The organism is Pseudoalteromonas sp. 11L1, from assembly GCF_055397545.1.
Genome location: NZ_AP041141.1, coordinates 2018918 through 2032580, shown reverse-complemented (window position 1 = coordinate 2032580; position 13663 = coordinate 2018918). Strand labels below are relative to the sequence as shown.

Genomic DNA, 13663 nt, shown 5'->3' with positions numbered 1-13663 from the left:
GCTTTTTATATTGTATGCTCCAAAATTTTATTGATAAAACTTACTCTGCTTCATCCCTACAATTTTCATTTAAAAACTCAAACTCTATCGTCGTATGCGATAAATGATAGGAAGATAATTTAGCTGCAACCTCTTGTTTAAGCTTAATTAATTCTTTAACGTCAAAGTTGTCACTCAGCTCAAGGTGCGCTGTTAAAACGTGACTTTCACCATCCAGTGACCAAAAATGCATATGGTGTATACCATTTACTTCAGGAAATTCAATTAATGACTGCTTAATACGCTCTTGGGTCTCTTTATCGGGTGCAGCTTGAAGAAAAAGCACCAATGTTGATTTAAGATTTTTGAAAACGTTAAATAAGATAAACAGCGTAAACCCTATTGATAATAGAGGATCTAATATCGGCAGTTCAACGAACAACAATACAATAGAGACTATAAGAACGGCAACCCAACCGAGTACATCTTCAAGTAGGTGCCATGTCAGCACTTTTTCATTTAGTGTTTCACCCGCTTTTAATTTGAATACCGCATAACCATTTACGGCAACACCGAGTATGGCTAGCCCTAACATCCCCTCAACTACAGGCATTTCAGGATTGGACAGCTTAGGTATTGCTTCAAATAAAACCCAAATAGAGCCGATAATCAAAACAATACTATTTACCAATGCACCAAAAAGTGTAAGTCGGCGATAACCATAGCTGAATTTGTCTGATGCTTCTTTATCTGAAAAACGACTTAAAATCCACGCAAAACCTATTGAAAGACTATCACCAAGATCGTGAACGGCATCCGCCATTATCGCCGTACTGTTTGTGAGCCAACCACCTATAAATTCGATAATGGTAAATATCACATTAAGGAAAAATGCCCAACCAATCCGGTCGTCTTTACCATGCTGATGACTGTGACTATGGTTGTGCATTTTGTACCTCCAGTACTTTTTTATTTCTTATTTTTGATACATTCATATTAATCAAATGTCGGATCACTCGTTGATACAACCAACGTTTTACACCTGATAGATTAGTACCTTTCTCGAGATAGAACTTATCTGGTGAATCATAAAGCCCAAAGTCGTCATGAATACCTTCTTTTTGAATATAGGTATCCTCTCCACGCCAATCCGTACCGGGTGAAGATAAGCACTTTGTTGCAACACCATAACCACAAAACTCATCTTTTGCTTGGCTAAATTTCTGCTGTAGTGAGCTTAAGTATTGCTCATCCAATATAAAGCCCTCTAAGTTTATCCAACGCCCTTCAAAGTAAACTTCTACCCAACTATGAATGATGTATTTAGGTGCTAACCAAAATACAAGCTTAGGATAGCACCTTTTTATAGTTGCTGATCAATGGTAAAACCTTGGAAACGACACTGGATACCTAGTCCACGCAATAGTGCCATTAACAGATTACCCTTAGTATTACATTGTCCATAACCATCTGCTAGCACATCGCTTGCTGAAATATCATCACTCTTGTTATAGCCAAACATTATTTCATCTTTTACAAACTGATAAGCGGCACCAATTTTGTTGAAATTATCCAAATTTTTCCACCCTCGTTGATCGATCAGGGATTGGATATCTTTGTGTTCAAAATTAACGATATTCGTATTGTTTAAATATTTCTCAGTCATTTTTATATATCCCTTTCGTTGCATACCTATACTATAGATCCTATAGTAACTATAGAGTCAAATGTCTGGGGGAAATTGATGAAAATAGGCGAATTGTCAAAAAAATCGGGCTGTTCAATACAAACGATTAGATATTATGAAAGAGAAGGATTACTGTTAAATCCAAACCGTTCAGAAGGTAATTTCAGGCTGTATGATAGTAAAGCACTTAAACAATTGGAATTCGTAAAGCATTGTCGCAGCCTAGATATATCACTCAATGATATTAAACGTCTTATCGAATTAAAAAATAAGCCAGAAGAAAGCTGCTCTAGCGTTAATGCATTAATTGATCAGCAACTTGCACTAGTGAATAAACGTATGAAAGAATTAAGGGCGCTTAAAGCTGAATTACAACAGATGGCAAGTGCTTGTGGTTCAGACAATACAATTGAAGCGTGCGGCATCATCAAATCATTGGATAGCTAAACTAAATATAACTTTAGATTAGTAGTATTCACAAAGGCAATAATGTAAACCATTGGCAAATTAGCACAATCATTAAATTTAAATGTAGAAACCATTCGTTTTTATGAACGAGAAGGGCTGATTACACAACCTGAAAAACCAATATCTGGTTATAGACAATATGACGAAACAATAGCAGGACAACTTAGGTTTATCACAAAAGCCAAAGCGCTCGGCTTTACGTTAAGAGAAATAAAATCGCTAATGTCTATGGACAGCAACTGCACTCAAGTTGAGCTATTAAGCCGACAAAAGTTAGCAATCATTCGAGACAAAATTAATGACCTTCAACGTTTAGAGAAAGTAATTGTGGATATGACAAATACCTGTATGCAAAACGAAGATCCAACACATTGCCCCATAATTGATTCATTAAAATGATTGACTCCGTACTTATATACGGAGTTTAGAATGATGGTAATATCAACCAATAGACTTTCAAATGATAAATAAAATATTAGACAGAGTAGGCTCTAGTGGCGTTTGGCTAGCGGCACGGCCTGCTTCCCTGCATTAAGGTCACTTGCATCGGCATTAGGACTAGGCTTCTTCTCTCACTTCGAAGGAATAGCTGTAAATACGCTTTTACCTATTTTTGCATCTTTGGAACTATTGGTAAACTTATACAACTGGCACAAAAATAAAAACCATACCAGAGCTGTCTTCAGCATTCTAGGGCCTGTAGCAGTGCTATTAACGCTTTATCCTCTTTGGCTATATGATTGAAGCACATACCTATTTTACTTTGGTATTTGCTTAATGGTCGTTATGTCGGTTTTGGATATCGTAAAACCAGTAAGGGAGCAAACATGCAACGTATGGCTAATTGCCGTCGTTGAAACGATTAACGGTCAATGTCTGCTTTTCGCTCATAGCAGTCTGCCTGATGAAGTCTAAACTTATTCACTTAAACTGTGAGATCTGATATGAGCTAGTACAGCTGATATGCTATTTACGACAAAGTCGCTCGGTAATTAGAGCGACATAATCCCTTGGTAATCACACTAGTACATCATCATGTTTTTAAATTAAAGCTGTTGTTTACTTAACAAACATCCAAATACCGGCAGCGATCATAAACAGGTTTTCTGTTAGGGAGATAAACCCTAGTGGTACGTTACTGTCACCGCCTACACACGCACATTTTAACTCTCGTTTATCTATATAGACTGCTTTTATCACTGAAACAGCACCAACCCCACCTATGAACAATGAAATAGGGGCAATAATATAGGCTGGTAATCCGGCTATCATTCCAATGCCAACAAATGCTTCTAAAAATGGGTAAACATAGGCGTACCTGACTACTTTCATAGCGACTAAGTCATAGGTTATAAATGAATTAGTAAAGCTAAATAAGTCTTGAAGCTTTTGTATTGCTAACACTGCCATTGTTAGGGCTACAAACAGTTCAGCGGTTTGCATTGATAATAAGCTATTATTCGCTGCAAAACTAAATGCCACACTAAGCAAAAAACTAACCGAAAAAATCGCAATCACGGGCGTGTAAGTTGTACCTTCTTGCCCAGCTTTTGGCTTATCAAAGTAATCGAGTAAGTCGTCATAGCCACCTATACGTTTATTATCAATAAATGTTTGAGGTGTAGTTTCTACACTGTGTTGTTTTTTAAATTCATCTGTTTGCTCTCGAGAAGTTAATAGCTGATCATCAACTGTATATCCCTCTCGCTCTAGTAGGTCTTTTGATTTTAAACCAAACGGACAAATATGCTCATCTGTGGCCATTCTAAAAAGTTGGGCTGATTTACTCATGTTTAGCTCCCTTTTATGTATTGGTATAAAATTTTACTTAGCATTAAAATCCGGTACGGTCCTAGATTGTGCTTGCTCCTGAGTTTCTGCTAGGCCATTTTTCTCTATATCCTTTAGTAACCACTGCATTTCTTTAATCTCACGACGCTGTGCCTCAATAATATTTGTTGCAAGCTCTTGGACTCGCTTATCTTTGATTTTTGCCCTTTCACTGGTGAGTATTGCAATTGAATGATGTGGGATCATCGCCGACATCCATGAGCTATCATCAACAGTCGCTTGTGATCGAACTAAAAATAAACTTCCCGCAAATACGGTAACACTAGCAATGAGTACTGTTATATTTTTCTTTTTATCTTTATACATATTGAGCATGAAAAGTAGCATTATCACTGCCATCATGGCTCCCATATAAAGCGCCATATAAGTGCGAGTTTCACTAAAAAAAACATGACTTAGCTGATAAGTATTCAAATACATCAGTACAAACATGACTAATGTTGATGTGGCTATCATTAAGAAAAACTTTAAATACTGCGACATTAGATGGCTCCTTTCTATCATTTACTTTGTATATCATTTATACCAATGGGTAATTCTTACAGGTTATTAGGCGTAAACCCACTATATATTTAATCATTGAATCAATGTTTAATATTACATCAAGAGTTGTGCCATAAGTGTTAAAACTGCTCAGCGTATTTGCTAATATGCTTATAAGTATTTTGCTGTAAATCGTGCGTAAGCATTTCAATATTATATTTATAAAAGCGATCGCCCATTTCCATACCTGGCGTACCAGCAGGCATAGCGGGAACAGAGAGCCCTATCGTCTTTTCAGGATGTTGTTCAGCTAAAAACTGTTTTATATGTTTGGCGGGAACATGACCTTCAAATACAAATCCATCGGCTGAAACGGCTGTATGGCATGACCGCATATTTGATTTTATTTGATACTGAGATTTAATCGTCCCCATGTCATTGACGTTAATTGCTTTTGTTTGAATATTGTTTTCGCTCAAATGAGCAATCCACTTATTACAACATCCACAATTTTTACTTTTATAAACGGTAAGCTCAATTTTAGGTTTTTCTGAATTCTCATAAGTTATTAATGCTTTATGTTGTTTTTCGATACTTATCGCCGAAAATGACATAGTTAATGATAAAAATAACGCTGAGGTAATGTAGATTACTCGCATTGTTAACTCCTTAATTTGACCAATGAATATGAGTGATTTTCCAACCTGTATCGGTGTTTTTTAATGTGATTGATTCCATTCCCATAGACTTAATATCTTTTCCTTTGTACTTTCCTTGAGTTTTACTTCTTGAAATTGAGTAAGCTATGTCTCCATTTGTGTAAACTTGATGCTCTAGTAGTTCACTATTAACAGCACTTAAGAATTTCATATCCGCTATCATATGATGTTTCGCGTATTCATCTGCAGAACGCTCAACACTTCCGCCTTCAAAAATGATGACATCGTCGGCCAGTAATTTACGTGCAGCTTCGCGATTACCTTGTTTTAGAGATGCATGAAATAGGCTGACTGTTTTTGCAGCCTCGCTATCAACATTGACAAAGGCCTTGCCTTTTTTTGAATATTTTTCATCGTCATGTGCACTAACAGTAAAAGAACTAACAGTGCTAAAAATTAGTAGCAATAAAATTTTTAAATTAAAGGATTTAATTAACATACGTTTCCCTTTTTATTAATCGTTAAATAGGCGGACCAACAAGTGTGGTAAATACACTTGTTGTAATAAGTACAAACAGGGCAATTACTATTTCAACAGTAATCGAGCGTTTTAATATACTTATATGGTGTTGTTGAGTGATTTGCGGGACTAAAAAAAGCTTATGCCATGCACCTAGGAGCAGCATCGCGCTGACGAGTAACAGCTTTAATAAAATTAGTTGCCCATAATCTGATGTAAACAATGCAGAAAATGACTCTAGGTACTGCAGGAGCAGAGTTAAGCCCGAAATAAGTAGTACAAATACAATAACAATAGCGAGTTGACCAAAGTAATGCATTAACCGCTTTACTTCACTGGTAGGTAGTAAAGTGCAGCTTTTGTAAAGCGGCCACAATGACCCTAACCAGCTCGCAATGGCAATAAGGTGAAAGGTTAAAATACTTTTCACTAACCCATTTTCGTTTGCGCTGTGCCCAGTAAAAGTGAAGCTATAAGCGATAAACCCAAGCATGATTAGTATAACGGCATCGTTTTTATAACCTGCTACGTTATCATCTGATTCCACATTCCACATACATGCGCTAATTAGAGCAATAATAAGCGCTGGTATTCTAAACCTTGCTTGGTCACCTATGACTGATTGCCAAACAATTTCAAGCATAAAGGGGTCAAACATTCCCATAAAGCCTGATTCAGCCATTGCTCCAGCTTCTATAGGTACTTGTAAAAGTGCAGCAATACTACCTGTAACTACACACGTAATTTGCCAACGTTTTAAGAACTGATGAAAGCTAATTAAGTGATGCCCTGCAACATTGCTGTTGCCACACATAAAGCGCATTAATAAAGTGCCCGCAAGCCCTACAATTGCTATATAGCTTGCTAGTTTTAATAATAGTAAGAGCACTGACCATTCACTTAATTGCATGATGTTGCTACTTAATGATTATGTTTGCTGTGGGTATTAGATTGTTCTTGCATCATCTTATGCGATTCATTTTTATGTACCATAAATCTAAACGTGCCAGTCATTTTATGTCCATCACCACCCAGTGCTGTCCATTTAACCGTGTAAGTGCCTTGGGCTAGGCTCGGTAATGACCAATTAAAGTCTGTGCTTGGGGTGGCGCTGGGTTTGAAATCAAAGTTTATTGTTTTATTTTTTTCATCTTTGATGATGACTTTTGCTAGCCTTACTTCACCACTAAAAATTAACGAAAGTTCCTCTGGTCCTTGCATTAACATGGCTTCTTGTGCAGGTATTGATTGCTTGAGTGATATATGCGCTGATGCGGAAAATGTAAGCACTAAACCTAAAATGGCTACTGCAGAGTTAAAAAACTTCATAATTACCTCTTATTTAAAATGATTAAAACCAAAATTTAATACCCGCAACAAATGCGGTGTTGTTGCTACTTTGTCCACTTGATGTGGCATAGTCGGCGGTATTGCCAAATTTATTGCCCCATTCAACGCCAATATAGGGCGCAAACTGGCGTGTAAATTCATAACGAACCCTAAAGCCAATCGCGCTGCTTGATAGGCCACTTCCAAGCTCGTTTTGTTTATCGTTTTTGCCATAAAGTGTAATTTCGGCTCGCGGTTGTATAATTAGCTTTTGCGTGAGTAGTAGTTCGTACTCTGCCTCTAACGTAAATGCGGTATTGCCTCGCTCACCTACGTATGCTGTCATATCAAGTTCAAACCAATAAGGGGCTAAACCTTGTAAGCCAAAAGCCAACCATTGCCGATTTTCACCTTCTTTATTGTAATCAAGACGAACACCTGCTTGAGTATCCCAATATGCTGATACGGCGTGACCCCATAAAATATCGGTTTGGTTTTCTTCAATACTTCCTTCGCTGAAATCACCCTCGGTTTTAATTACCAATCGATCAAAGGTAGTGCCGTACCATGCTTGTAAGTCAAATACACCTGCGTTTGCTTGCTCGTTATATTCAAGACGATCGCCTAGTAATGCGTAAAATGGATGCTCATCAGCGAGTGTTAATCGCTCATTGCCCTCAAGCGCATATGGGCCTTCTGTTAAAGTTGTTCCCGCAGAGTAAGCATGGGGGTCTCTTGCATCTTTAGGTGCACTTCCTCCTTGTGGTTGCATCTTAGCGCTATTCATTTGTGCCATTTCACTTTGCGCTAATAAAGGGAAACTAATTAATGAAGCCCCAGTTAACATTAATAAACTAAATGATTTAGATAGTTTTAATTGTTTCATGATACGACTACCTCTCTAAACATGCCGGCATCCATATGGAATAATAAATGGCAATGCCAAGCCCAGCGCCCTACATCGTGAGGGGTGGTTAAAAAGCTGATTCTTTGTGCGGGTTGAACAGGTATTGTATGACGTCGCACTTGCACATCACCTTGCTCGTTTTCTAAATCACTCCACATACCATGCAGATGCATAGGGTGCGTCATCATGGTATCGTTTTGTAAAATAACTCTTAAACGTTGGTTATGCTTCATATGCACTGGCGTGCTTTTACCAAATTCTAAGCCATCAAATGACCAGCTATAACGTTCCATATTTCCGGTTAAATGCAACTCAATTTCAGCTTCTGGCTCTTGCTGGTTAGTGACCCCTTCAAGTGAGTGTAAATCTGCAAGTGTTAAAACACGGCGACCATTTTTACGTAAACCAATACCAGGATCATCAAGATTTGTTCTAGGCATATCAACGCGCATATCAACTGAAGCTCCATACTCCGTTTTGGCATGACGCACTTTAGGGCTGGCAACTGCCAATGGGTTTTCAGACATACCATGTTTGCTATGATCCATCGCCATTGCACCGTGCTCCATAGCGCTATGATCCATTTCTTTAGAGTTCATACCTGACATGCCAGCCATACCTGCCATTGCAGAATGCTCACCGCCGTGGGTCATATTGCCCATCATATCGGTCATCGTTAACCATTCAACAGGGTCAAGTGCAGGTACTGGCGCATCAATATTAGGCGAGCTTGATAAAGTTCCTTTTGCGTAACCAGAGCGATCCATACTTTGAGCAAAAATCGTATAGGCATCATTTTTAGGCTCAACAATTACGTCGTAGGTCTCACCAGGGCCGAATCTAAATTCATCAACTGTCACTGGTTCAACGTTTTGCCCATCAGCTTGTACAACTGTTAGTTTTAGTTCTGGAATACGAACGTCAAAAAAAGTATTGCTTGAGCCATTAATAAACCTAAGTCTTACTTTTTCTCCAACTTTAAACATTCCTCGCCAATTTGACATTGGCGTACTACCGTTCATTAAAAAGGTCATTGCTGATGCAGATAAGTCAGCTAAATCTGTAGGATTCATTCTCATTTGATTCCACATTTTGCGGCGTTGCAAAGCATTCGAAACACCGCTATTTGAAACGTCATCAAAAAATTCTGGAACAGTGGGCTGATTGAAGTTAAATACATCACTCTGTATTTTTAATTTGCGGAACAGCGCCATTGGGTCATCATCAGTCCAATCAGATAATTGAATAACATGCTCGTTATCTGCACTAATAATATCTTTTTCTCGCGGTTCAATAATTAATGCACCGTACATGCCAGTCATTTCTTGAAAGCCACTATGTGAGTGATACCAATATGTACCGCTTTGTTGTAATTTAAATTTATAAACAAAGGTTTCGCCAGGCATAATGCCTTTAAAACTGATACCAGGTACGCCATCCATTTGATACGGTAAAATAATGCCATGCCAATGAATTGAACTCGGTACTGATAACTTATTTGTTACTCTAATAGTAACGTCATCGCCTTCTTTGAGGCGCAAGGTAGGGGCGGGTATAGAGCCATTGATAGTTGTCGCCATACGTACTACGCCAGTAAAGTTAACCGGCGATTCATCTATAACCAGATCAATTACTTTGCCGCTAAGTTCGGGCACAGTGCCTGTTATTGTTCCTGTTACTAAAGATGATGCAGCATGTAATACACTCGGAAAAGCAGCAAGTACACCTCCTGCAATTAAGCCTTGAACAAATCGTCTTCGTGGTGTGCTAACCTGTTGTGATGACTTTTTAAACCCCATTTCCTTACTCCTTCATACCAGAATATGTATTGAGTATAGAAAATAGACCTGTCTTAAACATGACGCGAACATTACAAAGTTGTAATGTTGGTGTCATGTTGCTGTAGTGACAGATACTGCATAATATTTGCAGAGGTAGTTGTTAGGACTTTAATGAAGGAATTGTATGCGCTTATTAGTTGTTGAAGATGAATCAAAGACAGGAGATTATTTAAAACAGGGGCTAAGTGAAGCTGGTTTTCAGGTTTCTTTGGCGCGCAATGGACTTGACGGTCATCACCTAGCAATGACCGACTTATTTGATGTAATAATACTTGATGTCATGTTACCTGACGTATCCGGTTGGAAAATTTTACAGTCGCTACGTGAAGCAGATAACAAAACCCCAGTACTATTTTTATCTGCTCGCGATAGTATAGACGATAGAGTAAAGGGGCTCGAACTTGGTGCTGATGACTATTTAATAAAGCCTTTTGCTTTTGCTGAAGTTTTAGCAAGAGTACGCACTCTTATTCGCCGTGGTGTAGTACAAACAGTTGACGATATACTGATAGTTGCTGATTTAGAAATGGATATTCCAAAGCGAAAAATACAACGTGCAGGCAAGCGTATTTTATTGAGTAATAAAGAGTTTAGCTTACTTGAACTATTGTTACGGCGCGAAGGTGAAGTACTGCCACGTTCGTTAATTGCTTCTCAAGTATGGGATATGAATTTTGATAGCGACACCAATGTGATTGATGTTGCCATTCGTAGGCTAAGAGCAAAAGTTGATGATGACTTTACTGTTAAATTAATTCATACGGTTCGTGGTATGGGCTATAAATTAGAGGTTGAAACTGATGGCTATTAAGTCACGGCCTTTATCACTTACGATGCGTGTTGTGTTGTTTGTCGCTGTAACCGTTATTGCGTGCTTAACTTTAGTTGCCACCTTAATAAATAGTTCGATAAAACATCATTTTTTCCAGCAAGATAGTAGTGAACTGCATGTTATTAATCAATCTATTGAATTAGTTTTAAGACAACAGTATAAATCAAACCTGAAACTTAAAAATGAATTATCTAACGCTGTAGCGGGTCATCACGGTGTTTACTATCAGGTAAATACCGCAAAAGGAGAGCTCATTTTTCAAAGTTCTGAACGAGATTTTAGTGATTTTGTAATGAGTGCTAATGCTTCAGCTGGCTTTAACCGTAACAACATTACCTCATGGCAAAATGATACCCACACCTACCGAGCTCTGGTGAGTAATTTAAGTACTGGGCAACAGCAATACAAAATTACTACAGCGATAGACATGAGCTTTCATTTACACTTTCTCAATCAATTTCAACAAAGTCTTTGGGCTATTATGTTTGGCTCTGCGGTACTCATTTTATTGGTGGCTTGGTTTGCTATACATCAAGGATTGAACCCTTTACGAGGTTTGAGTCAGAAAATGCATGACATCCAAACTAATAAGATGGATGTAAGGCTTGATGAAAATAAAGTGCCTATTGAGCTTGTTAATATGGTGCAGTCGTTTAACTCGATGCTCGACAGGCTCCAAGGTGAATTTATTCGTTTATCAAATTTCTCTAGTGATATTGCGCATGAGTTACGTACTCCACTAACAAATATAATCACTCAAACACAGGTTGGTTTATCTAAAAAAAGACAGTTGTTAGAGTATCAAGAATTATTGTTTTCTAATCTAGAAGAGCTGGAACGACTAACTAAGATGGTTAGTGATATGCTTTGGCTTGCAAAAACTCAGAATGGACTGGTTAAACCCGTTCAAAATACTCTAAAAAGCCATGATGAAATTGAAGCATTATTTGAGTACTTTGATGCTTTGGCTGAAGACTCATTGATTACATTTAAGAAAAAAGGTCAAAACCTTTGTTTTTATTGTGACAAATTACACTTTCGCCAATTATTATCAAACCTCCTATCCAATGCAATAAGGTATGCCCCAAAAGGCTCATCAATCACAGTAAATAGTGAAATATTTACCGCTGAAAAAATATGTATTTCAGTGATTAATACTGGGGAGAGAATACCTTCTGAGCATTTACCTTATTTATTTGACCGCTTTTATCGACCCGATAAATCGCGCCAACGACACAGCGATGGAGCTGGTTTAGGGCTTGCAATAGTTAAAGCTCTAGCGCAAGCAAACGGTGGAAATATAGAGGTCAGTTCAAATAATCAAACTACCAGCTTTAAAGTTTTTCTAAATTTAGCTAAAAGCTAATTATTAAATTTAATAACCCAATGTTTGCTTGTACCTCTAGACTTCCCAGCTTTCATTAAACACCGGTTTATAAACTTAAAGTACAAAACGGAAGTAAACTTCCGGTTTCTAACCCAATATTGCTATATTTCGGAAGCAAACTTCCGCTTATAGGAATTCAAAGGTAGTTATCGGAAATATACTTCTGTTTTTTGAAAGCGTTAACCTAGATAGCTATATGAGCCATTTTTCGGGGTCTTATTTGAGCGAAAAGCGGAGGGTCGGGTAAACTCGTTTTTGGACAAAAACGAGTTGGCTGAACAGTTGCAAAGAAGCAATTATGGAAGTGCTGTAGTAGAGCTTGCAATAGATATGGTTTTAGCACCTCTTGATAAGGCAACATATAAATTTTGGCTATTCATGTTAGTAACATCAATGATTAAACTGTGATCTGCTTCCAAGCCCTTGAGTAACAGAGTACTACCTATAGCCAAATTAGGAATACGGGTGTCACCTCGTTGACGTAGAATTTCTCTGGCTTTTTCCATACCCTGCTTGAAGCTCAAGGATGGATCGCAAACAACGCTATTAATGGCACTATTTAATGCCCTGAATGCCGCACGTCGATAGACTCTAATATTATTGTCAGCATCAACAGCATTCATAATTGCCAAAAAGTTAGCCGCTGCTTTCGTTTGAATAAATGCGACTATTGCTGCTTCGGTCAGGCTTGGTGCGCTTCTGTTTCTACCTGCTAATATTGTCCTTATTCTTGGAATCCAAGTTGAAGCACCAATTCCGGTAGCCAGTGCTCCAAAAATATTGACTACGCTAGTCGCTAATTGCTCGCCTAGTTCAACATCTAGCTGTCCAGCAAAAGTAATTAAATCTCTTAAATCAACGGGTTCAACCACATTAATCCCGTTATTTTGACTCGCATATAAATGTCTTGAGTTTGCGTTTATTGAATCACCAATAACTAACAGAGAATCTTGCGGATAAGCGTTTCTAAGCTGGTATTGTGCTGTACTCTTCAATCGCATATTTTCTTGATGATTTTGGCTTAGTTGAATATGCGATACCGAGTTAGGGCTATGCCTTAAATCAATACTGTTTCCGGTTATCAATCTCCTACGGCATTCCAACACCCACTCACCTAGCTCTTGGTTTTGTACGTTTATCCAGCGCCAAGGTGTATTCAACTCGGTTAGCAGCGGGAAATGATTTAAGACCTGACCTTGCCAATTAGGAATCTGCGTACCTCTAAAATTGAAAATCAACTGCATTGGATCCCCTAAAACTGTAGTTGGGATGCACTGTGCAATAGAGCAAACAATATTGTGTTGTTCTTGGTTACAGTCTTGGTATTCATCAACAATCAGACGTGAGTATGATGCTCTGATCACTTCATGCAGACTTCCAGTAGCCAAGTAACGACTCACCACACTTCTTAATTCAGGGTAATACGTTCGAGAGTTTTCAACGGGTGAGGCTATTTGACAATTGTGGCTAAAACTACTCGCGATTCTCACAGACCAGCCATCAATGGTCGATAATACGTAATTTTTTGCAGGAACTCTTGCTCTAGTCAGCCTCTTTCGAAGAGCAGTAACGCCAGCATTTGTATGGGTTAAAACCAAATATGGCTTAATAGTTGGAATCGCTAAAACTTCAACTATGAGTTGAGTTTTTCCGCATCCTGCTGGAGCTTCAATAGCCCCAATTTCATTTTCTAATATGATTTCTGCTGACACTTTTAGTC

The 13663-nt window shown here is 38.2% G+C and carries 15 protein-coding genes and 1 pseudogene; 5 read left to right on the top strand and 11 right to left on the bottom strand.

Annotation, left to right across the window (positions count from 1 at the left end; all coding sequences use genetic code 11):
* Positions 1 to 40: 40 nt before the first annotated feature.
* Positions 41 to 928: a cation diffusion facilitator family transporter gene (locus tag ACZ5WS_RS09535; protein WP_002962252.1), complete on the bottom strand. Its 888-nt coding sequence runs from the start codon at positions 926 to 928 to the stop codon at positions 41 to 43.
* A pseudogene (locus ACZ5WS_RS09530) lies at positions 915 to 1645 on the bottom strand (transglutaminase-like domain-containing protein). The gene ACZ5WS_RS09535 and the pseudogene ACZ5WS_RS09530 overlap by 14 nt, the downstream one beginning before the upstream one ends.
* 78 nt (positions 1646 to 1723) lie before the next feature.
* On the opposite strand from ACZ5WS_RS09530, the gene cadR reads away from it, so the two are divergent.
* From cadR to ACZ5WS_RS09515, 3 genes are all read left to right on the top strand, one after another.
* The gene (gene cadR, locus ACZ5WS_RS09525; protein WP_002962247.1) at positions 1724 to 2113 is read left to right on the top strand and encodes a Cd(II)/Pb(II)-responsive transcriptional regulator; all 390 of its coding nucleotides are present in this window, start codon (positions 1724 to 1726) and stop codon (positions 2111 to 2113) included.
* Between the two features lie 51 nt (positions 2114 to 2164).
* Positions 2165 to 2533, top strand: a complete 369-nt coding sequence (locus tag ACZ5WS_RS09520) for a MerR family transcriptional regulator (protein WP_028834999.1) — start codon at positions 2165 to 2167, stop codon at positions 2531 to 2533.
* A gap of 102 nt (positions 2534 to 2635) precedes the next feature.
* On the top strand, positions 2636 to 2878 hold the full coding sequence (locus ACZ5WS_RS09515; protein ID WP_327077832.1) for a MerC family mercury resistance protein: 243 nt from the start codon (positions 2636 to 2638) through the stop codon (positions 2876 to 2878).
* 315 nt (positions 2879 to 3193) lie between these two features.
* Here ACZ5WS_RS09515 and ACZ5WS_RS09510 read toward each other — a convergent pair whose 3' ends face one another.
* The 8 genes from ACZ5WS_RS09510 to ACZ5WS_RS09475 form a co-directional block, all read right to left on the bottom strand.
* Positions 3194 to 3925, bottom strand: coding sequence for a MauE/DoxX family redox-associated membrane protein (locus ACZ5WS_RS09510; protein ID WP_024032682.1), 732 nt, complete (start codon positions 3923 to 3925; stop codon positions 3194 to 3196).
* 33 nt (positions 3926 to 3958) lie between these two features.
* Positions 3959 to 4468 (bottom strand): DUF305 domain-containing protein, encoded by a 510-nt coding sequence (locus tag ACZ5WS_RS09505; RefSeq protein ID WP_024032683.1) that lies wholly within the window; start codon positions 4466 to 4468, stop codon positions 3959 to 3961.
* 140 nt (positions 4469 to 4608) lie between these two features.
* On the bottom strand, positions 4609 to 5127 hold the full coding sequence (locus tag ACZ5WS_RS09500; protein ID WP_024032684.1) for a DUF411 domain-containing protein: 519 nt from the start codon (positions 5125 to 5127) through the stop codon (positions 4609 to 4611).
* 10 nt (positions 5128 to 5137) lie between these two features.
* Complete coding sequence (locus ACZ5WS_RS09495) at positions 5138 to 5626, bottom strand: YybH family protein (RefSeq protein WP_008109928.1); 489 nt, start codon at positions 5624 to 5626, stop codon at positions 5138 to 5140.
* A gap of 22 nt (positions 5627 to 5648) precedes the next feature.
* Complete coding sequence (locus ACZ5WS_RS09490; RefSeq protein ID WP_138569926.1) at positions 5649 to 6557, bottom strand: copper resistance D family protein; 909 nt, start codon at positions 6555 to 6557, stop codon at positions 5649 to 5651.
* 11 nt (positions 6558 to 6568) lie between these two features.
* Positions 6569 to 6976, bottom strand: a complete 408-nt coding sequence (locus tag ACZ5WS_RS09485; protein WP_004588802.1) for a copper resistance CopC family protein — start codon at positions 6974 to 6976, stop codon at positions 6569 to 6571.
* A gap of 22 nt (positions 6977 to 6998) precedes the next feature.
* Complete coding sequence (locus tag ACZ5WS_RS09480; RefSeq protein WP_036972184.1) at positions 6999 to 7862, bottom strand: copper resistance protein B; 864 nt, start codon at positions 7860 to 7862, stop codon at positions 6999 to 7001.
* Positions 7859 to 9682: a copper resistance system multicopper oxidase gene (locus tag ACZ5WS_RS09475; protein WP_036972186.1), complete on the bottom strand. Its 1824-nt coding sequence runs from the start codon at positions 9680 to 9682 to the stop codon at positions 7859 to 7861. The genes ACZ5WS_RS09480 and ACZ5WS_RS09475 overlap by 4 nt, the downstream gene beginning before the upstream one ends.
* A gap of 166 nt (positions 9683 to 9848) precedes the next feature.
* Here ACZ5WS_RS09475 and ACZ5WS_RS09470 point away from each other — a divergent pair, with 166 nt between their 5' ends.
* Together ACZ5WS_RS09470 and ACZ5WS_RS09465 are read left to right on the top strand one after the other, a co-directional pair.
* Positions 9849 to 10535 carry a heavy metal response regulator transcription factor gene (locus ACZ5WS_RS09470; protein WP_004588805.1) on the top strand — a complete coding sequence of 229 codons (687 nt, stop codon included), beginning with the start codon at positions 9849 to 9851 and terminating at the stop codon, positions 10533 to 10535.
* The gene (locus ACZ5WS_RS09465) at positions 10525 to 11922 is read left to right on the top strand and encodes a heavy metal sensor histidine kinase (RefSeq protein WP_055018910.1); all 1398 of its coding nucleotides are present in this window, start codon (positions 10525 to 10527) and stop codon (positions 11920 to 11922) included. Before ACZ5WS_RS09470 ends, ACZ5WS_RS09465 begins: the two co-directional genes overlap by 11 nt.
* 317 nt (positions 11923 to 12239) lie before the next feature.
* Here ACZ5WS_RS09465 and ACZ5WS_RS09460 read toward each other — a convergent pair whose 3' ends face one another.
* Entirely contained in the window at positions 12240 to 13655 is a 1416-nt protein-coding gene (locus tag ACZ5WS_RS09460; RefSeq protein ID WP_138569925.1) for a UvrD-helicase domain-containing protein, read from the bottom strand.
* Positions 13656 to 13663: the final 8 nt, after the last annotated feature.

Bases quoted from the DNA above. Each gene is read 5' to 3' on its own strand.
- ACZ5WS_RS09475 (WP_036972186.1), bottom strand. From the start codon at position 9,682: ATGGGGTTTAAAAAGTCATCACAACAGGTTAGCACACCACGAAGACGA.
- cadR (WP_002962247.1), top strand. From the start codon at position 1,724: ATGAAAATAGGCGAATTGTCAAAAAAATCGGGCTGTTCAATACAAACG.
- ACZ5WS_RS09485 (WP_004588802.1), bottom strand. From the start codon at position 6,976: ATGAAGTTTTTTAACTCTGCAGTAGCCATTTTAGGTTTAGTGCTTACA.
- ACZ5WS_RS09500 (WP_024032684.1), bottom strand. From the start codon at position 5,127: ATGCGAGTAATCTACATTACCTCAGCGTTATTTTTATCATTAACTATG.
- ACZ5WS_RS09495 (WP_008109928.1), bottom strand. From the start codon at position 5,626: ATGTTAATTAAATCCTTTAATTTAAAAATTTTATTGCTACTAATTTTT.
- ACZ5WS_RS09470 (WP_004588805.1), top strand. From the start codon at position 9,849: ATGCGCTTATTAGTTGTTGAAGATGAATCAAAGACAGGAGATTATTTA.
- ACZ5WS_RS09510 (WP_024032682.1), bottom strand. From the start codon at position 3,925: ATGAGTAAATCAGCCCAACTTTTTAGAATGGCCACAGATGAGCATATT.
- ACZ5WS_RS09505 (WP_024032683.1), bottom strand. From the start codon at position 4,468: ATGTCGCAGTATTTAAAGTTTTTCTTAATGATAGCCACATCAACATTA.
- ACZ5WS_RS09535 (WP_002962252.1), bottom strand. From the start codon at position 928: ATGCACAACCATAGTCACAGTCATCAGCATGGTAAAGACGACCGGATT.
- ACZ5WS_RS09490 (WP_138569926.1), bottom strand. From the start codon at position 6,557: ATGCAATTAAGTGAATGGTCAGTGCTCTTACTATTATTAAAACTAGCA.
- ACZ5WS_RS09465 (WP_055018910.1), top strand. From the start codon at position 10,525: ATGGCTATTAAGTCACGGCCTTTATCACTTACGATGCGTGTTGTGTTG.
- ACZ5WS_RS09480 (WP_036972184.1), bottom strand. From the start codon at position 7,862: ATGAAACAATTAAAACTATCTAAATCATTTAGTTTATTAATGTTAACT.